We start from the raw sequence: 23,123 nt of genomic DNA, 5'->3' as shown, positions 1-23,123 counted from the left end.
TTCCCAATAACAGGCTTTGCATGAGTGGATGAAGTACTAGATAATTTTTTATGATTATCCATATGTAAGCACCTCCCTTTAAACCTTATTATAACGGATTTCAATAGGCGTTTGGTTTGTTTCTGTTTTTTTAATTCGGACAATCACCATTTATCTTCACTGCACATATCTTTACAGTAGCCTTTTTTTGCAGAGGAGGTAGTAGAAATGGGAAAGTCAGGACTTGTCCCTGATAATACAAATATTAAGAAAACAAGCGGAACTCCTAATCTCTTTTTTGATTCAAAAAATAATGTGGAGTACGAAAAAAACCAAGATAATATTATTTATAAAGTAACTTCCACCCAGCTGCCTGCTATGGTTGGCGGTGCTTTTGCAGATGTTTATCTTTCAAAGGGAAATATTCGCGAACCACATTGGCATCCAAATGCTTGGGAGCTGGATGTTATCATTTCTGGTGAAGCACAAATTTCCATTGTTGATCCAGATACTAATAAACTCCATACCTATAATGCTAAACCAGGTCAGGTTGTGTTTATTCCAATGGGCTGGTGGCATTGGATTACTGCAGCTTCTGAAAATTTGCATATGCATCTCTTCTTTAACAATGACCAATTTGAAACAGCATTAGGATCAAATATGTTACGGCTTACCCCGCCAGAGGTTTATGAACTATCCTATGGAGTTAATGCTGAAAAAATAGAAGATGTTTTAAGTCCTATTAAAGAGGCTGTTGAAATTGGCCCACCTAAACTGGAGAGAACCAAACAAAAACAAGAAGAAATTGTTATCAATATTAGCGGCAAGAATGTAAAATTATAAACTAAAAAAATGTTAATATAGATACCATTAATAAAACAGCTGCCTGCTGGCAGCTGTTTACTTTAGTTTGAATATATTCTGCCAATTGTCTGCTCATTACTGATTGCCACTTTGTTTTGTGCTTGCACTTCTTTTAATTTTTCTGGTGTTACATCATTTCCTAATGGATCTATAATCGTTGTATTTAAAAGAATGCTGTCCATAGAGCCACGAAACGTTTTAATGTATTCATTAATAAGTCCTTGGCGTTCGTTTGTTTCTTCTTGTGTTAAATTCCTTGTTTTAGAGATTTTAGCTAATTCATTTATTCTATTCAAAGTTTCTCGCATTTTTTTAACCTCCAGATTTGATGTATTAATGTTAGTTTAACATTTATCTTGAATTCAAGATAAAATACAAAAAATAAAGTATTCTTATTTGGTTACATTTTTATATTATCTCGAATTCAAGATAATCTTATAATACAAATAATGTTTTGTCAATATATTCCTTCAATTAAATTATGACTCCCTTTGTACAAACCATCCATACTAAAGTCGAAAGTTAATGATCAAACTATGAGGGGAAACATTTTGAAGGTCTGTAAGAAGGGGGATTATAAATGAAAGAAGAAAATACGGTCGTAGACCTGCACTTGAAAAAAGAAATAGAGGAGGAACTAGACTCCTTAAAGTTCACGAAAAACTTCCGCTCTGCTACTGCTGAAGAATGGTATTTATTTATGAAAAACTATGCTGATCCTAATACTGGCGGAGCTGCAGGAAAAGCCATTATTCATTATAACTTATACGGAAATAAAGAAATATTTATTAATACAACTATTATTTTTGATGATGATAAACTCTTTAACAATGAGCTTCACCCACTTGTGTATGCAATCGCAGACGAAGTAATCAACAGGCTGGTGGGTTATGCTGACACCTTATTATCAGTTCACGCAGGAGCAAACTCTTATCATGCGGAATATAAATCCAATTAATAATCTAAGGAGGAAATCACATAATAAAAACGGAGGTGAAAGAAATGAAAACAAAGGATGATTTCTCTGAAGGTGCTAAAATCACTGATAAAGCTCATACATATGGGCCGCCAAATGGAGGTACTGCAAATTCCCATTCTCCACAGTCTGTTCCGAATACAGAAGCAGCTAAAACAGGCAAACAGAAGTAATAGCCTTTCATAGCAAAAAAGACCTTGGTGATTTTTCACTAAGGTTCTTTTGCAATATTTACATAGCGTTAGCATGCTTGTCTGCATTACTGTTATATACTTAAAACCCTTAACCACAATATCCGCTCTTTCCATCGGCTGATGGTGCTTAACATATAAATCTTCTGCAACCATCCAATTATTCTCCCATAACTGTCTAGCCTCTTCACCATCTCTATTAAGTCCTCGTCTTAACCTGATTTCACGGGGACAATCAACCCAGATAGTTAAATCATATATATTGGCTAGTTCCTTGCGAATGGAATAAATTCCCTCTATGATGACAATGCCACCGACGGGCACGTTATGCCACTCTGCCAAACTATCTGTCTCCCAGTCGTATCGTTGATAAGCTCCTTCTATGTTTCGACTAACAGGTATAAGGATATTAATTAATACACGTTTCCAATCAAAGTCGGCACCAATTGGCTTATTAGCAGGTTGTGCTTTGATTATTTGTGAGGATGGTAAATAAAAATCATCCATATGTACAACTGTTACAGACGAACAAGCTTCCTTCATCAAGTTTGCAAAGGTAGTTTTTCCTGATCCTCCACAACCGTCTATTCCTATTAACATTGTGGATTGTTTTCTTGGTGTAGAATCAATTATCGTTAGCAGCTGTCTATATTTGTTGAATTCACCGTTTTTAGTATAAAAAATCACTGTATCACCACTTTTCATCATGTTAATAACCCGCCGTTACTGTTAGTTTATGAAGCGAATAAATTGTTAATGCTGATAGCAAAAAGGATGTGATATTTATGTATGCAGAATTATCGAAGAATGAACAAGGCAGATACGCACTTCCTAATGGAGAATATTTCACAACAGATGACGACATTGAAGCTTTCATTCAAAACCAATGGGTAAAAACAACTGTTCATCATAATCATGAGGACTATTATTTAGTCGGTTATCCAGATATTGCTTTGCAAGGGTTAATGGCTAAATATCCTAATGTAGTTTAATTTGTGTTTTAAAAAAAACTAGGCACTAGTATTAGGTGCCTAGTTTAAAACCGTTTATTTATAAAAAGGCAGTTAATCTTTTTCGCAAGATAAACTGATTGCATGAAAGCTCGTCCAATAGTTTTGAAACCAACTTGATCCCAATACTTTTCTTCATATATAAACGATGTATAACTACATCCTCAATATATGCTTTATAATGCCCATCTGAGACTGCTCTAGCGTAGCCAATAAGCGTATCACCCTTCCAAGCACCAACTGATGGCACTTTGTGTAATATCTCTTCCATATCTAAATCCAGTCTTCCTTGCAGCCAGCCTGTTTCGTTATACAGGCTCAAAACATCAATCGGTTTGATTTTTCTTTCCGTAAAGGTCTTTATTTCGATATCCAACTCTATTATCCTCCAAGTCTTATTAGCTTTTTAAATCATCTATTCATTTGGTGCACTCTTTTTGAAAGTTTTCAGTAAAAGCTTTGCATCCGCAACAGAAACATCCTGAGTGATCATTTCGTATTCATAATCTCCCGACACGCCTATAAAATGCGCCTCTTTAGAATCTTTAATTTCATACACTTCCCATTTAATCTCGTTCAAAGTAAACGAATCGATTTTATTGCCCTTCTCTGTATTAAAATCATTTAATGAACTTACAACTGATTCTTCAGGATATGCTCTTACATATAGCACTTGCGATCCAGAGCCAAGGTCATTTCCTACTTTTTTATAACTGTAAGTTAAATACGCTTGATTAAATTCTTTATATCTTTCCAAACTTGCTGAGAAAATCTTTACATCTGAACTCGTAAATTCATACAGAAAAGGCACCTCTGACCGCAAAGTGACTAAAACGGACTCAACCTCTTCCACATTGGTATCAGCACTCTCTACAATACTAATATCTTTTTCTTTAGGGTCCTCATATTGAATATCCGAATAATGTTGCATAGAATTATAATTTTCTAACTTAGGTATAAACTCTTTTGCATCAATTGTTACATTTACTGATAATTCTTTCGGATGAAGATAACTGATCAATTGTCCTTCTTCATCGTAAAATTCATACATTACTAAGATTCCTGTATCTTTATCCACCCAAAAACGAAAGCTCTTTTTATCTGGCTGCATAATATTTTTATTAGCCTCATTTATTTCTCCATGCAAAACAATCGTATTATGACCAAGCAGCTCTTCATTTTGCCTCTCAATTTCCCAAACATTACTAGATCTTAAATATTCCGCTGCCATCTCGTATGGAAACAGAGATACATCTCCTATTGCTGGAATTTCTCTAAATTTCTCTTCAGAATCATATAGCTTATTTATTGGAATCGAAAATACATCTTTCGGCTCAACTGTCTCCCTCTTTGGTGTCACTTCATAATTACTTGTACTGTATGTGTTCCGATCATTATCTATATTCCAAATGGCCTCGTCATTAAAAAAGATTTCGTTCGTTGTAATTGGATCATCTGTTATAAACTCATCAGGAATATTAAATATTTTTTCATATCCACCAATTTCTTCTTTTAGACTAAACTTATATTCCACGTTATTGTTACTAGTTGAACCGTCATAATATCTATCAAACATCTCATATGCACCGGAAGCCGTTTGAAAATTATCTACTGTATTTAAAAGTTTACTTAATATATCTTCTTTTTTCATATCTTCATAATTTTCATCTTGATGAGGAGGAGTAATAATGGAATTATTTTTACCAACATTATTTTTATCACTGTGGCTGGATATAGGTTCTTCCCTTTGGTTAAGTGTATGTATCATAAAATAACTTAAACCTATTAGAAAAATGCAAGTAAAACTAAGACTCAAAATTCGCGGATATAGACTCCTCGTATTTTTTGCTTTTGCAAAGTTAGCGTTGGAGATTTTTTTCCTTACTTTAGACTTATTTATTTCTGTAAAGTCTAATTCTTTCAAGACTGTGTTATCCATCGTTTCTTTTAAATCCTTTAACATTTTATCCATCGATTTTTCCTCCTTCACCTATCATTTTCTTTAAAGAAAGCCGTCCCCTATGTAATCGCGATTTTATTGTCTGTATGCTAATACCAAGCAATTCTGATATTTGATTGTAGGAAAACTCTTCATAATAATATAGAATAATAACTTCACGGTACTTAATTGGCAGTGATAATACCTTCGTTGATAATTCCTGCCTGTTTTCCACATGCAGTATTTCTGATTCTGGAGTATGATTAGTGATCGAGCTTTTTGAAAGCAGTTCTGTTAACACTATGTTTCTAAAACTCCAACTTCGTAACCGGTCCTTGCATAAATTCACTGTAATACGATAAATCCAAGTTTTATAGGAAGATTCCTTTCGAAAAGTATCCAGGTTCTGATAGCATTTAATGAATACCTCCTGTGCGATATCCTCAGCGATTTGTTGCTTTTTCACAAAGGTGAATGCTAACCTAACGACACTTTGACCATATTCGTTCATTAACCACTCGATTATTTCCCCCCTGCTGGAATGTTTCCCATCCAGATTATCTTTATTATTTTTCTCTAACATTCTTTACACCCTTTCAAACTTTAGACGATGCTGAAAAGGTATGGTTGCAGATTTTTTATTTCTGCTACATTTACAGCAAAAAACACAGCTCTCAAAAAGAGCTGTGTTAATCCATTACGCATACATCTTTCCAGATTCTTCTTTGCGGAAAAAGCTCGTCATCGCATTGAAGACATCTGCCTTTTGTCGCAGCAAGTAATGACGAAACTTCTCGTTTGAGATATTTTTGTAGGCGGACATCAACGTGCTGTGGCGATTGTATTGATTCACCTCTCCATATCCAAACATATTGGAGACTTCCATCAATTCTTCGACAAGCTTGACACAGCGGGCATTGTCGGATGTGAGGTTGTCGCCGTCTGAGAAGTGGAATGGATAAATGTTAAATCTGCCTGGATCATACTTATCATTAATCAATTCAAGGGCCTTCCTGTATACAGAAGAACAAATAGTACCACCGCTTTCTCCTTTAGAGAAGAAGTCCTCTTCTGTTACAACTTTTGCTTCTGTATGATGGGCGATAAATTCAATTTCCACCGTCTCATATTTTGTGCGGAGAAATCTTGTCATCCAGAAGAAAAAGCTTCTCGCCATATATTTTTCCCAAAGTCCCATCGAGCCGCTCGTATCCATCATTGCAAGGACAACTGCCTTTGATTCTGGCTTTGTAACTTCATTCCATGTCTTAAACTTTAAGTCTTCAGGGTATATTGGATAAAAGCCTGGCTTGTTGTTCATTGCATTCCGTTTAAAGGCAGACATCATCGTCCGTTTTTTATCAATATTCCCCATCAGCCCTGTTTTCCTAATATCGTTAAATTCAATGTTTTCGACAACAATCTGATCCTGCTCTTTTCGCTTTAGGTTAGGCAGCTCTAATTGCTTAAAGAGTGCTTCCTCAAGCTCCATTAAGGACACTTCAGCTTCAAAGTAATCTTCTCCTGCCTGATCGCCGGCTCCTTGGCCTTTGCCAGGTCCCTTTTGGCCGCCATTTCCATCGCGAGCCACAACATCGCCAACTTGGCTGTCTCCGTTTCCTTGCCCAACATGTTTATTTTTATCATAATTATAGCGGATTTTATATTCATCTAAAGAACGTATTGGTATTTTCACTACTTCTCTTCCATTAGACATCACGATGTTTTCTTCCGTAATTAAGTCGGGCAGATTATTTTTGATAGCCTCCTGCACTTTTTCCTGGTGTCTTTGCTGGTCGTCATGGCCTTTACGATGGAGGGACCAATCTTCTTGGGAAATTACAAACTGGTGATTATTTTCATGTTTTGTCATCCTTACCCCTCCTAAAAATAAATTTTTTCAGCACCATTTTCTGTTTCATGCATAAACTAATTCGGGCACCATCTTCCAAAAAATTAGTGATTACTCTATCCTATGCATGACGCTTAAATAATTTACTAATAATTTAGATAATTCGCTAATTTGGTCGAATGACAATATAACTTTTTTCTATATGGATAAAAGAAGGAACAGACAAGTCCATTGCCCGTTCCTTCTCCTTCATCATCATCAGCGATTTAATAGACTTCCGACATAGCGCAGCAAATCATTAGCAGATGTAGAATTGTAGCCATGCTCATCAATCAGGCGTGCAATAACTTCATTCACTTTTTTCAGCTGCTGCTCATCAGGTGTTTTAGTGGAAGTCGTAATTTTAACGACATCCTTCAAGTCAGCAAATAATTTCTTTTGAATTGCTTCTCTCAAACGGTCATGAGAATTATAGTCAAATCTTTTCCCTTTGCGGGCATATGCAGAAATGCGGATAAGAATTTCTTCACGGAATGATTTTTTCGCATTTTCAGAGATCCCGATTTGTTCCTCAATTGAACGCATTAGTTTTTCATCAGGATTGATTTCTTCCCCTGTAAGCGGATCGCGAAGTTTATTCTTGTTGCAATATGCCTCCACATTATCCAAGTAATTATCCATAAGCGTTTTAGCTGATTCCTCATAAGAGTAAACAAACGCCTTTTGTACTTCTTTTTTCGCGATTTCATCATATTCCTTGCGGGCAAGGGAGATGCAGTTCAAATACTTTTCACGCAATTCATTCGTGATTGATGAATGCTGATCCAAGCCGTCCTTCAAGGAACGAAGCACATCTAAAGCATTGATCGTTGTGATGTCCTTGCGAATGATTGTTGATGAAATCCGGTTGATTACATATCGTGGATCAATCCCGCTCATGCCTTCATCGCCGTATTCATTTTTCAATTCTTTAATGTCTGCGGAGCTGAAGCCCTCCACACTTTCACCATCATACAGGCGCATTTTCTTTACAAGATCAATATCGCCTTTCTTCGGTTCCTTCAAGCGAGTCAATATCGTGAAGATTGCCGCGATTTTTAATGTATGTGGAGCAATATGGACATCTGAAACATCACTTTCTCTAATCATTTTTTCGTAAATTCTTTCTTCCTCAGACGCCTTCAAGTTATATGGCACTGGCATTACAATGATACGTGAATGCAATGCTTCATTTTTCTTGTTGGCAATAAAGGAACGGTATTCCGTTTCATTCGTATGTGCCACAATCAGCTCATCAGCTGAAATAAGGGCAAAACGGCCTGCTTTGAAATTTCCTTCTTGTGTTAAAGAAAGCAAATGCCATAGGAATTTCTCATCACATTTAAGCATTTCCTGGAACTCCATCATCCCTCTGTTCGCTTTGTTCAATTCTCCATCAAAGCGATAGGCGCGCGGATCAGATTCAGATCCATATTCGGCAATTGTGGAAAAATCAATGCTGCCTGTCAAATCAGCGATATCCTGAGATTTCGGGTCAGACGGGCTAAATGTACCGATACCAGTACGTTTATCTTCAGAGAAGAAAACCCGTTCTACTAAAACATCTTCAATTCTTCCATTATATTCTTCTTGCAGTCTCATCAAATTCAATGGAGATAAATTCCCCTCAATGCGAACTCCATATTCGTCATAAAAGTCTTTGCGTAAATTATGCGGAATCATATGAAGAGGGTCTTCATGCATTGGGCAGCCTTTAATTGCATATACAGCTCCCCTGTCTGTGTACGTATATTCTTCTAATCCTCTTTTCAGCATGGTTACAAGTGTTGATTTACCGCCGCTGACTGGCCCCATAAGCAGCAAAATCCGTTTTCGGACATCTAGACGTTTTGCCGCAGGATGGAAATACTCTTCTACTAAGCTTTCTAATGAATCCTCTAAACCAAATAGCTGATTCGAGAAAAATTTATATTCCTTTTTCCCATTTACTTCATCAATGCCAGCGTCCTTGATCATATTGTATACACGTGAATGCGCTGATTGAGCTACCCATGGCTTTTCCTTTAAGATCTCCAAATACTCAGCAAATGTTCCTTCCCACTTAAGCAAGTCTTCTTCCTGTCTATACATCTCGATTTTTTTTAATATACTCATATGGACCTCCCCTGTCACTTTATCAGAGACGATTAATATAATCTATGCAGGCAGGAGAATGAACATGCTTAAAAAGAAAGGTTTGTTTTTAAAGCCTAGCTTTGACTCATATATTAACGGGAAGAAATGCCCGTAAAAAAAGGAATTCTCGGGCTAAGAATTCCTTTTTTATCTTTATTTCAAATCAAATTTTTTACCTTCCACGAATTCCTTCATGTACAGGCGGGATTTTTTATCTAGCATGCCTATCATTTGGGCAGTCCATGTATCGCTTCTTTCATTGTTTGTTCTTTCTTTATAATAAGCTGAAATGATGTCGTTGTATTCCACCAGCTCTTGTTTGTATTTGTCCAAGTCTTGTTCATACTCATTTTCATGATATACATGATGGAAAGGTACTCTTGGTTTTATATCTGTATGCTGATCTGGGTAACCTGCGACAATCGCGAATAATGGCAGCACTCTGTCTGGTGTTTTTAACAGCTCAACCACTTCTGGCAATTGATTGCGAATTCCCCCAATGTAGCAAATACCAAGTCCCATTGATTCTGCTGCAAGCGCTGCGTTTTGGGCAGCAAGGGCTGCATCAATTAGGCTGACCATAAATTTCTCTGTGCTTTCAAGGGAAGTTGATACATCCTTTCCTTCCATTTCTGCAGCCACACTATGTCTGTGAAGATCGGCGCAGAACACGAATACATGACCGTTCTCAGCAACATAGCTCTGATTTCCAGCAAGCTCGGCAAGCTTTTTCTTTTTTTCCTTATCTGTTATGCCGATAATGCTGTATGCTTGAATGAAGCTTGATGTTGAAGCACTTTGAGCTGCTTCTACAATCGTTGTAATTTGTTCTTTTGTTAATTCTTCATCCTTGAATTTTCTTACAGAACGATGGTTCAGCATCGTTTCAATAACATTATTCATCCTATACATCTCCATCTTTTTGTATTTTCGTCTATATTCATTATAATAAAAGAAACCTACATCTAATAATAATCTGCTCTTAGCCTGCCCATAAAAAAAGGGATAAACCATAAGGCTTATCCCTCAAATATTACTCATATTTCTTATTTAAATCACGATAATCCTGCTGACGTAGCGCTTCATACACAAGGATTGCTGCTGTGTTCGATAAATTCAAGGAGCGGATATTGTCAGTCATTGGAATCCGCAATGCTCTGTCTTTATTATTTTCGATGATATCCTTCGGCAAGCCTGTTGTTTCTCTGCCGAAGATGAAATAATAATCTTTGTCCTTGTCACTGTAATCGAAGGAAGAGTGAGGCTTCGTTCCGAACTTCGTTAAATAGAAAAATTCCCCGCCTTTATTTTCCTCAAAGAAAATCTCGATGGAATCATAGTAACGGATATCGACATGTTGCCAGTAATCTAAGCCTGCCCTCTTCAGCATCTTGTCATCTGTCGAGAACCCTAATGGCCTGATAAGATGAAGCACTGTATCTGTTCCTGCGCAAGTTCTTGCAATATTGCCGGTATTAGATGGAATTTGTGGTTGATATAATACAATATGTAAAGCCAATCTTGTCACCTCTGTCAATTAGTTCATTGTTTATTATACACCTTGCCGGCAAAAAAATAATGATTTTGCTTTCTTTATTGTCCGTCGACAATCGAGAAAAAACGGTATTTTATATTTGGCGTATATGCTGTTGAATCCTCATAACCCCAATATCTCATTCTGCTGTTATACGTATGGGCATTAACTAGCGGTTCTCCATTACTGTCTTTCCCTGTAACGATTGTCGTGTGGTTATATTTACCATCACCTTCAAAGTCATAGCAAATAACATCACCAAGCTTTAGTTCAGACGCATCACTAACGACCTTCGCCCGAAGACCTTGCTTGGATGATTCGAGAAACCGTGGAAAAGCATTTGCGACAGACCAGCTGTAGCTCCAGCTGTTGTTCTGCATCCACCAGCCGCTGCCTCTGTTCGGATAGCCCCTCATTGGCGCTCCCCCTGCATGAACACATTGTGATATATAATTGGTGCAATCCACCTCAAATTTATGATAAGCAGGATTATAGCTGTTCCACCATTTTTCTGCATACTGGACTGCTTTCAGCCTGTCATACGTATATCTCCATGTTCCTTCACGCTCTTCTTGCTCATTTGTTAAAAGCTTTGCTTCATCCGCTTGAATTGGTGCGATTATTTCTTTATCTTCTATTAATATTCCTTTATAAAAGATCCCTTTCCTGTTTTCGATTTCTTCCTCTACATAGAAATGATCTTTTTGTTTAATAAAGTATTGAAAATGTACCAGATAGTCCACTTCCTCTGTTTCTTCCTGCTTTTCAATAGTTAAAATATTTCCACGAGCCTTCACATTAACAATTTCAGCCTTGCGCTTATCAAAAAGCCTCGTCTTTCTTTCCATCTTTTCATCCAAAACAGAACCCCTGGCATCAGCAACGCACTGCTGCATTCTTTTCTCCATTAACTCTAGCAACTGAGTTCTCAAGTTATACACTCCTTTCCATGCTTATACTTATGAAAAAGGATGCAATACCTTGCCTGAAAAATGCAGTAAATAAAAAAGGAGGACTAAAATGAGTCACTCCTTTTGCTTTATGATGACAGCCGCGCAAGTGCATCCTGCATTTCTTGCAGCACTTCAGGGTCTGTTTCCTTATTGCTCAATGTCGTTAAAGCCTGACGTGATTCATCACCGCCAATTTTCCCAAGCGCCCATGCTGCAGTTCCTCTTATGACAGGTCTCGGGTCATTTTTCATTACACCGATAATATCTGGAACTGCACTATCTTCCTTGAAATGGGCAAGTGCGATAAGCGCATTGCGCTGAATTGGCTTTTTACCTCTCCAAGAGCCGGATATATGTCCATACTTCTCCTTAAATTCCTTATTGCTGATAGTCAGCAGCGGCACAAGGAGCGGCTTGGCAATTTCAGGATCTGGCTCCATCTCGATATGATTATGAAAATCCATGCCTTTGTTTTTTGGACAAATCGTCTGGCATGTGTCACATCCATAAATTCTATTGCCTAGCTTCTCCCGAAACTCTTCGGCCAAAAACCCTTTCGTCTGTGTTTGGAAAGCAATACAGCGCTGGGCATTCAGCTGCCCGCCTTGAATAAGCGCACCTGTTGGACATGCATCGATGCATTTATTGCACTCACCGCATTGGTCTTCCATTGGCGTATCTGGCGTGAAAGGCAGATTAGTAATCATTTCGCCTAAATATACGTACGAACCGAACTCAGGAGTAATAATAGCACAGTTTTTCGCTGACCAGCCGACTCCTGCACGCTGAGCGACAGCCCGGTCAACAAGCTCCCCTGTATCCACCATTGATTTGCATAATGCATCAGGAACTCTGTCCATAATATATTTTTCCAGCTTAGAAAGCCTGTCCCGCAAAACAACATGGTAGTCTGTTCCCCACGAAGCACGGCAGAATATTCCTCGTCTTGCTCCTTTTTTGCTGGAGACACGCTCCTTCATTTTGGAAGGGTATGCTAAAGCAATGGAAATAATTGATTTTGGCTGATCTAAAAGGAGGGAGGGATTCACTCTTTTTTCGATATCCTTCTCCTCAAAGCCTGATTGAAAATTGAGCTCCTGCTGCCTTATCAATCTGATTCTCATTTCTTCAAAGGTACTTGCAGTAGTGAAGCCGATTTTATCAATTCCAATTGTTTTGCTGTAATTAATGATATCCTGCTTCAGTTGATCGTAGTCCATACTGCTCCCTCCTTTCTTCTTCATTGGTTTTTTTACTCATTTATCGCTAAAATAATAGCATAACATATAGACTTTATTTATTGGAGGTACTTATTATTGGATATTTCAATTGACAGAGAACTCTCTTCCCTCATAGCTGGTTTCAAAATTGGCGCTATTTTCTATAACCAGATTGAAGTCGGTGAATCACCGCAAATGGTAAAGGGCCGCTTGCAGCTTTTCCAAGAATCCATCTACTTTGATCTGTTAGAGAAAAAAGTCCAGGATATTCCGTCCGTTCAGGAATGGCGCCAAATCTTTAAAACTGCCGGGAAAGATCCGAACCGCTACCGACATTCTGCTGAAGCACTATTCAGACGGGTACATAAACAGAATTATTTGCAGCCTATCAACAGCAGCATCGATTTAAACAATTTCTTTTCCCTTCAATATGGAGTGCCGATTGGCATTTATGACCTATCGAAGCTATCCGGCGATATTACCTTTAGAATTGGAAAAGAAAGTGAACAGTATACAGGTCTAAACGGCAGAGCCAATTCTCTTGATAACTTAATTATCAGCGCAGATGATGCAGGTCCCTTCGGCAGCCCGTTTGTCGATTCAAACAGAGCTCCAGTGACTTTCGATACAAAAGACGCTGTCCAGTTCGTTTATCTTCAAGCCTCCACCCCGAAGGAAACAGCCGAGCGTATGGTTGCTTCCTTAATGGATATGTTTGTCCAAGTTCACGGAGGGCAGGCACAATTTAAAATTGTAGAATAATAGTGGGGTATGTTCAAGGAAAGTCCTTGTGCATACCTCTTTTGCAGTTTAACCATAAAGTTTATCTGTAAAAACAAAAAGTTATCCACAGTTAAAATAAATCAGAGAGTTATCCACAGGAAAATAAAAAGCTCCCCAAAATGAAAAAACGCAATGCTTCGTTCTTCTTTGAAACGAAACACTGCGTTGTGACTATGTATGGAGCGGGTGATGGGAATCGAACCCACGACATCAGCTTGGAAGGCTGAGGTTTTACCATTAAACTACACCCGCATTTTTAACAAGCTGCTTTACAAAAAGACAACTTATTTTTAACACGTTTTTTATTATATAACTGCAGTTTTAAAAAATCAACCACTTTTCGACATTTTTTTTACGAAGATTACATTCATGCGTAATATTTAACTCATCAGGACTAACTTTTTACTATAGTATGAAGATATTCTGTAATTAGTACCAGAAATAAAGAAAAAGACCGGACATTTTTTGTTCGGTCTTTTTACATTCCTAAAATATATTCTTTTTCTCTTTTAATCCGAAAGCAACTGTCAACAGCAGCAGCACTCCCATGATGAGTACATACAAATTAACAGCACCGCCCACACCTAACTGCTGGGACAGAAAGCCTAATCCGATTACAGGCAGGCTGACACCTAAATACGTGATGACAAAAAAAGTTGAGACGATATTGCCTTTAATTTTTGCAGGCGATCTTTCATTAATTAACGCAAGGCTTCCTGCATAGGCAGGTCCGTTCCCCCCGCCGATCAGCACAGCAGAAATAAGAAGCAATGTCAGCGATTTTGCGGCGATAGTAATTACTAATAAAATTAAGCCTAACGCCAATAATATATAACCGACTGAAATCATCGTCCGCAATGAGAATTGTTTCAGCAGTATTTGGTTTACTGCTGCTGCGATTAAGCCTAATGCAACAACAATGCCGGAAACAGTCAGCGAAGACACATGTGTGAAGCTTGATAGATTAGAAGGAATTAAGCTCATAAACATGCTGATAATAGACCAAGCGATAAATGACGTAAATGATGCCAAAATAAATGCCTTCACTATTGATTTCGGTACATAAGGCTTTTTCAGCTTAACCGGCTGCAGGCCAGGGCGTGCATTTTCATTCAAAAAGAATAAAGCTGCAAAGCATGGCAGGATAAACAGTAAATGCACATAGTATGATAATCGCAAAGGATATGGCGCAAAGTCGCCAAGCAATCCAGACAGAATCGGGCCAATCGCATTTCCAAGCGTTACAGCAAGGGCACAAATAAGGGCCGTTTTCTTTTTATCTCTCTTTTCGTCTAATTCAGTTAACGCCGCAACCGCAACACCATTTAATATTCCGACAGATAAGCCTTGAAACAGTCTTGCAATCAAAAGCATGCCTAGTCCATTAGCAACCGTAAAGCACGCAGTTCCAATCAGGGAAAACAGTATTCCTGGTATAAGGACCTTTTTTCTCCCAATTTGATCAGAGAGCTGTCCGGCCACGATAATGGCTGGGATAACCGTAAACGCATAAATGGCAAACACTAAAGTTATCATTCCGGATGATAATCCCCACTCTTGGCGATAGAGTGTATAAAGGGAAGCCGGAATATTTGTGCCAAAGAGCGTCAGGAACAAACAGCAAGCAACAAGCCAGAAGGAAACCTTCCTGCTCAGCATGCGCTGCTCACGCATCACTTGAATAGAGCTAGTGCGTTCAAGCAGTCTTTGCTGGAAGGCAGACCTCTGCAATTCAGAAGCGTCGATATCCACAACGTCCATCAAGCCTTGCAGACCTACAATCAGATTCTGAACCTGATGCTCTTCCGCATTGCTCGCGATTCTGATTCTAGTCGCCTCTTTGTATTTTTTTGTTTGAATACTTTCAATATTAACTTCATGTGCTCCAAATAAATTGGATATACGAGCCAGGACTCCCGGCTGATCTATAACTAGCATGGAAATTCGATAATCAGAAGCCATCAGCTCTTCACTCCCCTACTCAAAATATCTTTACTTATATTGTAAGGCATGAATAAATATAAAGTCTATACACTTGTAAGAAAATATAACATGAAAATATCGACAAAATGTGCCAACCGTTATAAATATTACTATATCAAGGTTTTTTGGGCCATTCCAATTAAATGACTATATTGAATTAATTTTATTTTCAGAAAACTTTTGCATACTTTTTGTATATTTATATGAATAAAATTAACTACTATTTCCTGAAAATCACCTATTATTCTTATAAAATTGAACATTCTTTGAACAGTATTATATATTGTGATTTTTTTCACAAATATCTATTGTAAATTAACTATGCACCATTCATAATATGTTTATCAAACGTACTTATAGTGTTAATACTATACCAACAGATTATATTTGGAGGAATCAGCGATGGAAGGCGCATCTCTTTATCAAGTGGAAAAACTGGCACTAAAGAAATGGAAAATATTTAAGCGAAGCAAGTTTCGATTTTTTATGCGTGCTGTTGTAGCAAGCATGTTTATCGGTTTTGGTGTAATTGTTGCCTTTAAGACTGGAAATTTCTTTTATGCAGAAGGCTCACCCTTCGCATATCCTGCTGCAGCACTCGTTTTCGGGGCTGCTATCATCCTGATAGCATATGGTGGAGGAGACTTGTTCACAGGCAATACCTTCTATTATACGTATGCTGCATTGCGGAAAAAAATCGCCTGGCTTGATGTATTCAAAGTGTGGGGAACAAGTTATGCCGGCAATATATGCGGCGCTGTCTTTTTCGCAGTATTTATTTATTTGACAGGTTTATTCAAATCCCATGAGGTCAATGAATTTCTACTGCATGCAGCTCAGACGAAAATTGAAGCACCTATAAGCGAGCTTTTCTTTCGCGGCATTCTTTGTAACTGGCTCGTCTGTCTCGCCTTCTTTATTCCAATGGCTTTAAAGGAGGATATTGCGAAAATATTCGCCATGATATTATTCGTTTTTTGCTTCTTCATCTCTGGATATGAGCACAGTATTGCTAATATGGCAACCTTCTCTATTTCATTAATACTTGACCAAAACCCTGCCATTACTTTGCCTGGGATTATACGCAATATTATCCCTGTTACGTTAGGCAATCTAATCGGAGGTGTCGGTTTTATGGGCGTGATGTACTATTATGTGAATAAGCCATTTATGGATGAAGATATAGAAGAAAAATAAAAGCAAGCCTGCTTATGAGGCTTGCTTTCTTTCTTAACGATTTTGAACGATTTTAGCTCTTCTTCTAATGTGTGCATAAATAACTATGCCTGTTGCAGCTAAAGCTGCGCCTATCAAAAGAATAGTATAATTCGACGTAGCTGTATTTGGCAGCCAGGAATTATCGCTGTTATCATTCGCTGATCTTACATACTGGCTATTGCTTCCTTTGTGATTATCTGTGTCCGTTTTGACATTTCCACTTGTAGTTTTGCTTCCTGAAATGTTGCTATTATTATTGGACGGATTAGCAGCTGGCGGGGCTGCTCCATTATTTCCATGTGATGGATCTGCATTTACTGGTGTTTCATCAACATCTCCGTCAGATGAATTGTCTCCTGGCGTTTCACCATTATCTCCATCAGATGGATCTGTATCTCCTGGCATTTCACCAGTATCTCCATCAGATGGATCTGTATCTCCTGGCGTTTCTCCAGTATCTCCATCAGATGGGTCTGTGTCTCCTGGCGCTTCTCCAGTATCTCCATCAGATGGATCTGTATCTCCTGGCGTTTCTCCAGTATCTCCATCAGATGGGTCTGTGTCTCCTGGCGTTTCTCCAGTATCTCCATCAGATGGGTCTGTGTCTCCTGGCGTTTCTCCAGTATCTCCATCAGATGGGTCTGTGTCTCCTGGCGCTTCTCCGTTATCTCCATCAGACGGGTCTGTGTCTCCTGGCGTTTCTCCGTTATCTCCATCAGAAGGTTCCTCAGGAGTTCCTGTATCGTCCTCTTTTGCACCTTTTATGAAAGTCCAAATAGTTGATACAGCTTTTCCTGTATAATCATCTGCTGCAACAGCATACCAGGCGTATTCCTTACCTTCTTCAAGCCCTTCCCACTCGACTTCTGCCGTTTTGCCGCTGTCGACATTTTCCTGTTTGCCGATTTCGTCATTCGTATAAACATTAACAGCGAAATAATCAGTTGCAACCCGCTTTTTCTCTGCTTCCAGGTCCATGTTTATAACAAGCTCATCTTTACCTGGATATTCTGCTGGATCATAGAAATTATAATCATCTAAATATGGTGAGTATGTGTTAACAATAATTCGGTTATTGTCCTGATCAAAGTGAAGTAGTTTTAAATAACCTTGACCTCCTTCAGGACCTCCTTGATAATCACCAAGCATTTGGTACACTTCTCTGTCAGCTGTTCCATCACCATTATCGTCCACTTCACTGATAAGTGTTTCTGAATCATGGTAATGACCGCTTAATACTGCGAGTACATTTTTGTTTGGTTTTACAACCTCTTCATACAGCTTTTCACCAATCGGGCTTCTGTTCCCAGAAACAAGTAAATATTCATGGAAGTTAAGGATTGCTTTGCGATCTGGATATTGCTTAAGGACGTTATTCATCCAAGCAATATCCTCATCATCAACGCCCCAGCCCATATACAGCATGATAAAATCATTGCCGCCAGATGAAATTAAATCATAGTGTCCTCTGTTGTTTTTGTAGGAATCTCCATAATAAGACTTGCTGCTGAATCTGTCTGCACCGAACCATTTATAATATTCGTTATAGTCATTCGACAGCTGGTCTACATCATGATTTCCTGCCAAAACACCATACGGAATGCCGTTGTCATCAAGCACCTGCATATATTCATCGGCATATTTCCATTGCTGCTCTTTATCTGCTTCATCAACAAGGTCACCAGTATGGAACACATACTTTATTTTCAGCTGGTCCTTCATTTCAGCAATCCACTCTGTCTGGCGCTTGAAAATATACGGGTAGCTCTCCGCATAATATTGTGTGTCTGACATCCATACAAACGTATAATCATACTCATCTGGAGAGCTTGGGATTTCATCCTGAATAATAACATTAATTTTGGAATCCTTCGCAAACTCTTTGACAGCTACATTTGCTTTTAATTCAAAGTCAGCACTGCCAGCTATCTTATATGTGAGCATCTTCCATTTGTTTTCAACAAAACTCCACGCATACATAGATACTTTTCGGCCTTCAAGCGATTTTCCGCTCCACTCTAGTTCCACTAAATCTTCCTCGCCTACTGATGAATCCAGCTCGACATCAAAACGATGATATGGGAATTGTGTATCAGAATCTGTCGTCAAATATTTTCCGTCAAGCGTTGAAACGGACGCAATTTCATTGTCAGACAGTGCTTTCTCACCTGCTGGCTTTTGCTCGGCTGGCGGCTCTATGTCACTCGCATGCTGAAAGGCTTTTACATTGCTGCTACTTGCTGAATATTTAAAGCCCTTATAAAAGGAAACATCCAGCTTATCGTTCGTCGGATCTGCAACCTTCACTTTTAACAGTGGATTGCCTTTTACAGTTTCTGCATTATCTGCAGGTGATACAAGCTCGGGCTTTGTTGGATTTTCATCATTCACTGTAAAAGTCACTTGTTTTTCGGCAATATTGCCTGCCTTATCTACTGCCGTAACAGATAATACATGTTCTCCTGGAGAAAGCTTAGATGACGCTGTTTCATATGGAGCTTCGATTATTTCATCATCAAGCATCATCTGGAACGATTCTACTCCAGCAATTTCATCACTTGCGCTGGCATTAATGGTAAAGGCTCCTCTGTATTCTTGCTTTTTCATGTTTGTTTCAATAGCAGGTGCCGTATTGTCCACCAAGATGGAAACAGACTTTTCATTTTGTCCATCCTTCGCACTTATCGTGTGCTTTCCATCACCAACTGTTTTACTGTCCCAATTATAGGAAGCAGCGCTAGTTTGCTCACTATTAAGTGTAAAATGGAAATGCTCGAAAGGACGATACGTTCCGTCATCTCCCATATCATAAATCTTATTGGGATCACTCTTCTCTGGGTCTCTTAAAATAGTTCCGTCTGCAAGCATAAGTCTGACATTACGCAATGAATAATCATCCCTGTTTTCTTCACTTTCTTCGAGCTGGAACGGCGATGCTTTATTTCCGGCACGGACTGTGATTTCATTGACTCCCTGCTTCAGTTTTTCAGCATCAATCGGAATCGTAAACGTCTTCCAATATGACATATTATCCTTATCAAGCAGCTGGATAATTTCATCACCCATCGTGATTGCATTTTTGAAATACATATTCAGACCGCTTATTTCAACAGCCAAATAGGCTTGTGTTTCAAGTGACGGGTTCATTGCTGCTGACAATTCTTTTCCATCAATAAAAAGCTTTACTTTATCAGCGTCATGATTACTCGACGTTCCTTTCAGCAGAACATTGCCGCTGACAATGCTGCCATCCTTTACATTAAGGCGAAGCTCTTCTGCATTTTCCGGGTTATTAATCTTGATTTGCTGCTTTTCTGTCTGCACTTCATTCACACCATCGGATGCAGTCAAATAATACTCGACATACTCTTTAGCAATAAAGTTGGCAGCATAAATGCTCGTTGTATAGAGATTATCATTGCCATCCTTTTTCAACAGAAGGCGCTCATATTCCTGTTCACCATTTGTCCGATAATAAACAGCAACTGTTTTTACCCCGTTATTATCATTTGCTTTTGCGGAAACTGTAATATCCTCTATTCCTGTTTCTGTTAGTGCTGTCGTATTTTCAATTGTCGGCGGTGTTGTATCTTCCTCCACAGCAACTGGCTTGCCAGGCACTTGACTTGCTTCCACACTACCTGGAGTTCCTAACTTTTCACCGCTGCTTACCTTAATTGCAGTTGTGGAGCCGTCCTGCGGATATTTATACAAAATCCCCTTGTTAGCGGCAGTATCATCCACACCGAGAACATCATTATAGTAAGCTACACTAATCTCTTCTTGTGTATTTGTTGCAACGGCAATTCCCCTTAAATCACTGTTCGCCATTCCATCACTCTGAATGCGGACAATATCTTTGTTTTCCATAAGATTAGTCCCGTAATTAGCGTTAAAGTCGGCAACCGTCTTATCTCCATTAGCATTATTAATGATCCAGAATACCAATGTCCCTTTCGCCGGAATAACAACATCCTCAGGAACCGATGGCCAGACAACATCACTTGCAGGATCTGTTCCATATCGGTATTGAATCTTATAATCTTTAAAGTTTACTGGTTTATTCGTATTGTTATAGACTTCAATAAATTCATAGCCATCTGCTGAATTAACATTCGAGCTGTCAGGCACCAATTCTGTCACAAACAGCTCTGGTACTTTCGAATAATCCGTACTAACCTTTTTGACCGCAACGGTAAATTTGTCTGTTTCCGCACTGTTTGCTCCATCACTTGCTTCAATATAGTACGTTATATTAGAATCTACATCTTCAGCAGGTATAACTGCTTTATACTTGCCAGCTTCCTTTGTATCCTCTGTCATAGATAAAGAAAGATACTCATTCTGTGATTCTGACTTATAGTACAATGTTACAAACGGTTTTGACTTATCATCCTTCACAACAGCTTCAACAGCAATATCGGCGAAGGCTTCTCCGCTGCTGACTGCCTCATGGCTGATAGTTGGCGGATTCGAATCGTCAGACTGATCAAGCTCAACTGGTTTTGTCGGCACTTGGCCTTGTTTCAAACTGCCTGAGTTAGGACTTGCTAGAACCTCAAGCTTTTCCATTTCCGTTCCGCTTTTCGGGAACAAGTATTGGATTACCTTGCCGTCATTATTAGTTTCTTCTCCCAAATAGGACGCAGAAACAAGCTCATTTCCGCCACGATCTTTGATAATGATCGCCCGATTACCTCCATTTGCGAATCCTGGGAAAGAATCAGTAAAGGACAGCAGGTTTTCTTCTGTTAAACTTGTGCCGTACTGACTGTTAAAATCAGCCAAGGCTTTATCACCATTATTGAACCAAAGCACAACCGTTGATTGCGGTTTAATAACTGCATCAGGCACTTTAAAACTAACATCTTTCCTGCTGCCATCTGTGTAGCGGTAGGCAAATGAGTAGTTCTTCAATGATACTGGCTGGTTTGTATTGTTATAAAGTTCAATATATTCATAGTAGTCTGTGCCGCTTCCTTTTGAGTTCGGTGCCAATTCAGTTAGAAGAAGCGGTATGGAGCTATATGTATCTTCCTGTTTAGCTACTTCAATCACATATTCCTCTGTTTTGGCAGTTGATGTTCCATCTGTCGCCTCTATGTAATAATGAATATTGGCTTGGACAGCTTCCTCTGGAATTACGGCAGAAAAGCCGGTGATGCTGCTGGCATCCTTGCTCATGAGCATAGACTGATAAGTGTCTTCCCCTTCTTGTTTATAATGAAGAGTTGCCGACGGAATTTTCATATTATCTGCGATATTTGCTGCAATTTTAATGGCTGTACCCTGTTTGCTGCTTTTAACTGCGCTATGTGAAATTTGCGGAGCTTCATTATCAGCAGCTGGAGGACTAATCTCCACTTGACTAGCTGGAACTTGATCTTCCAATAAGGTACCAGGTGTTGGAGCAGCTTTCGTTTTCAGCTTGTCCATGACTGTACCACTAGCAGGATAACGATATGCAACTGTTAACCCGGTATTGTCAGTTTCTCCAGGCAAGTAGTTCGCAGAAATGATTTCGGTTCCTGTAAGGCTCTTTATCGCAACTGCACGATTTCCACCGTTTGCAAATCCAGTGAAATCACCTTTAAAAGAAAGAAGTTGCTTTTCTGTTAAAGCTGTTTGAAAATGCTTATTAAAATCACTTATGTTTAAATCATCTTTATTGAACCAAATCACTTGGGTTTCTCCTGAGGCAATTGTCTTGTCAGGCAAACTGAGAAGTTTATCACCTTGGCTGCCATCTGTAAATTGATAGTAAAAGGCATAGCTTCCGAGATTAAGTGTCTGATTCGTATTATTGTACACTTCCACATACTCATAGGAATCAGTCCCTTTAGAATCAGGAGAAATTTCTGTTATTAACAGCTGGGGGTACTTACTGAAATTTTCTTCAGAAGTTTCCGCTTGCGGCTGTTCCACATCCTCCTGCTTCGGTTCTTCTGCAGCAGGCTTTTCTGTTACTTCTTCAGCTGGAGTCTCTGTTTTCGTTTCTTCCTCTTGTTTTACAACAGGCTCCTCTGCTGCTTTTGTTTCCGTTTCTTCTGAAGGCTTTTCTTCTGTTATTTCTTCTTCTGAATTAGCAGGTGCTTCATTTTGCTCCTTATCGATTGTTTCACTGGAGCTGTCTGTGCTTTTTTCTGATTCTTCATCAGGTGATGATGGCGCTTGCTGAGGTTCTAAAGGTTCTGCTGCGTACGATACTGCAGGGCGGCTGCTTGTAAAAATAGTAGAAAAAAAGAACACAACCATGAGCACAAGCAACATCCATTTCTTACTCGTCTTTCCCCTCTTGCGACTAATCATATTTGCCTCCTCTGCTTATTCATTTTCCTTCCCTCGTCCATCATAATAAAAAGTTTTTAAACTGCTTTTAACAATTTGTGAATAATTGTAAAGAAAAGGGGATATATGTAAATGGAATGTTAGCAGAGTTTTTCCTT

General features: G+C 38.8%; 17 protein-coding genes, 1 tRNA gene and 1 pseudogene. 5 read left to right on the top strand and 14 right to left on the bottom strand.

What is annotated here, in order from left to right:
• Window positions 1–207: 207 nt before the first annotated feature.
• The gene (locus tag M3600_RS06985; RefSeq protein ID WP_233317373.1) at window positions 208–822 is read left to right on the top strand and encodes a cupin domain-containing protein; all 615 of its coding nucleotides are present in this window, start codon (window positions 208–210) and stop codon (window positions 820–822) included.
• 62 nt (window positions 823–884) lie between these two features.
• Here the strand turns inward: M3600_RS06985 and M3600_RS06980 are convergent, their stop codons facing one another.
• Window positions 885–1,151, bottom strand: coding sequence for a DUF896 domain-containing protein (locus tag M3600_RS06980; RefSeq protein ID WP_233317374.1), 267 nt, complete (start codon window positions 1,149–1,151; stop codon window positions 885–887).
• Between the two features lie 272 nt (window positions 1,152–1,423).
• On the opposite strand from M3600_RS06980, the gene M3600_RS06975 reads away from it, so the two are divergent.
• Window positions 1,424–1,801, top strand: coding sequence for a hypothetical protein (locus M3600_RS06975; RefSeq protein WP_233317375.1), 378 nt, complete (start codon window positions 1,424–1,426; stop codon window positions 1,799–1,801).
• Between the two features lie 296 nt (window positions 1,802–2,097).
• Here M3600_RS06975 and M3600_RS06970 read toward each other — a convergent pair.
• Window positions 2,098–2,610: pseudogene (locus tag M3600_RS06970) on the bottom strand (uridine kinase family protein); the annotation flags it as partial.
• Between the two features lie 185 nt (window positions 2,611–2,795).
• Between M3600_RS06970 and M3600_RS06965 the strand changes: the two are divergent.
• Window positions 2,796–3,002 carry a DUF5348 domain-containing protein gene (locus tag M3600_RS06965; RefSeq protein WP_233317377.1) on the top strand — a complete coding sequence of 69 codons (207 nt, stop codon included), beginning with the start codon at window positions 2,796–2,798 and terminating at the stop codon, window positions 3,000–3,002.
• A 58-nt stretch (window positions 3,003–3,060) separates the two neighbouring features.
• On the opposite strand, the gene M3600_RS06960 is transcribed toward M3600_RS06965, so the two are convergent.
• The 9 genes from M3600_RS06960 to queG all read right to left on the bottom strand — a co-directional run bounded on the left by M3600_RS06960 (window position 3,061) and on the right by queG (window position 12,693).
• Window positions 3,061–3,396: a GNAT family N-acetyltransferase gene (locus tag M3600_RS06960; protein ID WP_233317378.1), complete on the bottom strand. Its 336-nt coding sequence runs from the start codon at window positions 3,394–3,396 to the stop codon at window positions 3,061–3,063.
• A 39-nt stretch (window positions 3,397–3,435) separates the two neighbouring features.
• Complete coding sequence (locus M3600_RS06955) at window positions 3,436–4,992, bottom strand: hypothetical protein (RefSeq protein WP_251645050.1); 1,557 nt, start codon at window positions 4,990–4,992, stop codon at window positions 3,436–3,438.
• Window positions 4,985–5,542 carry a sigma-70 family RNA polymerase sigma factor gene (locus tag M3600_RS06950; protein WP_233317380.1) on the bottom strand — a complete coding sequence of 186 codons (558 nt, stop codon included), beginning with the start codon at window positions 5,540–5,542 and terminating at the stop codon, window positions 4,985–4,987. The genes M3600_RS06955 and M3600_RS06950 overlap by 8 nt, the downstream gene beginning before the upstream one ends.
• Window positions 5,543–5,656: 114 nt before the next feature.
• Complete coding sequence (gene yhbH / locus M3600_RS06945) at window positions 5,657–6,832, bottom strand: sporulation protein YhbH (protein ID WP_233317381.1); 1,176 nt, start codon at window positions 6,830–6,832, stop codon at window positions 5,657–5,659.
• Between the two features lie 237 nt (window positions 6,833–7,069).
• Complete coding sequence (locus M3600_RS06940) at window positions 7,070–8,965, bottom strand: PrkA family serine protein kinase (RefSeq protein ID WP_233317382.1); 1,896 nt, start codon at window positions 8,963–8,965, stop codon at window positions 7,070–7,072.
• A 174-nt stretch (window positions 8,966–9,139) separates the two neighbouring features.
• Window positions 9,140–9,889, bottom strand: a complete 750-nt coding sequence (gene nfsA, locus M3600_RS06935; RefSeq protein ID WP_233317383.1) for an oxygen-insensitive NADPH nitroreductase — start codon at window positions 9,887–9,889, stop codon at window positions 9,140–9,142.
• Window positions 9,890–10,019: 130 nt separating this feature from the next.
• A complete protein-coding gene (gene trmL, locus M3600_RS06930; protein WP_233317384.1) occupies window positions 10,020–10,505 on the bottom strand; it encodes a tRNA (uridine(34)/cytosine(34)/5-carboxymethylaminomethyluridine(34)-2'-O)-methyltransferase TrmL in 486 nt (161 codons plus the stop codon).
• A gap of 74 nt (window positions 10,506–10,579) precedes the next feature.
• Window positions 10,580–11,452: an amidase domain-containing protein gene (locus M3600_RS06925; RefSeq protein ID WP_237940741.1), complete on the bottom strand. Its 873-nt coding sequence runs from the start codon at window positions 11,450–11,452 to the stop codon at window positions 10,580–10,582.
• 107 nt (window positions 11,453–11,559) lie between these two features.
• Window positions 11,560–12,693 (bottom strand): tRNA epoxyqueuosine(34) reductase QueG, encoded by a 1,134-nt coding sequence (gene queG, locus M3600_RS06920; protein WP_233317386.1) that lies wholly within the window; start codon window positions 12,691–12,693, stop codon window positions 11,560–11,562.
• 96 nt (window positions 12,694–12,789) lie between these two features.
• Here queG and M3600_RS06915 point away from each other — a divergent pair, with 96 nt between their 5' ends.
• Window positions 12,790–13,455 (top strand): B3/B4 domain-containing protein, encoded by a 666-nt coding sequence (locus tag M3600_RS06915; RefSeq protein ID WP_237940739.1) that lies wholly within the window; start codon window positions 12,790–12,792, stop codon window positions 13,453–13,455.
• Between the two features lie 199 nt (window positions 13,456–13,654).
• Here M3600_RS06915 and M3600_RS06910 read toward each other — a convergent pair.
• Window positions 13,655–13,728, bottom strand: a tRNA-Gly gene (locus tag M3600_RS06910).
• A 234-nt stretch (window positions 13,729–13,962) separates the two neighbouring features.
• Window positions 13,963–15,438 carry an MFS transporter gene (locus M3600_RS06905; RefSeq protein ID WP_233317388.1) on the bottom strand — a complete coding sequence of 492 codons (1,476 nt, stop codon included), beginning with the start codon at window positions 15,436–15,438 and terminating at the stop codon, window positions 13,963–13,965.
• Window positions 15,439–15,861: 423 nt separating this feature from the next.
• Here M3600_RS06905 and M3600_RS06900 point away from each other — a divergent pair, with 423 nt between their 5' ends.
• The gene (locus tag M3600_RS06900) at window positions 15,862–16,656 is read left to right on the top strand and encodes a formate/nitrite transporter family protein (RefSeq protein WP_233317389.1); all 795 of its coding nucleotides are present in this window, start codon (window positions 15,862–15,864) and stop codon (window positions 16,654–16,656) included.
• Window positions 16,657–16,689: 33 nt separating this feature from the next.
• Here M3600_RS06900 and M3600_RS06895 read toward each other — a convergent pair whose 3' ends face one another.
• Window positions 16,690–22,986 (bottom strand): lamin tail domain-containing metallophosphoesterase family protein, encoded by a 6,297-nt coding sequence (locus M3600_RS06895; RefSeq protein WP_251645048.1) that lies wholly within the window; start codon window positions 22,984–22,986, stop codon window positions 16,690–16,692.
• Window positions 22,987–23,123 lie beyond the last annotated feature (137 nt).

The sequence above is a fragment of the Niallia sp. MER 6 genome, from assembly GCF_023714395.1.
In the GTDB taxonomy this organism is placed as follows: Bacteria; Bacillota; Bacilli; order Bacillales; family Cytobacillaceae; genus Niallia.
The sequence above is the reverse complement of the archived record's forward strand: the minus strand, read 5'-3'. Positions and strand labels throughout refer to the sequence as shown.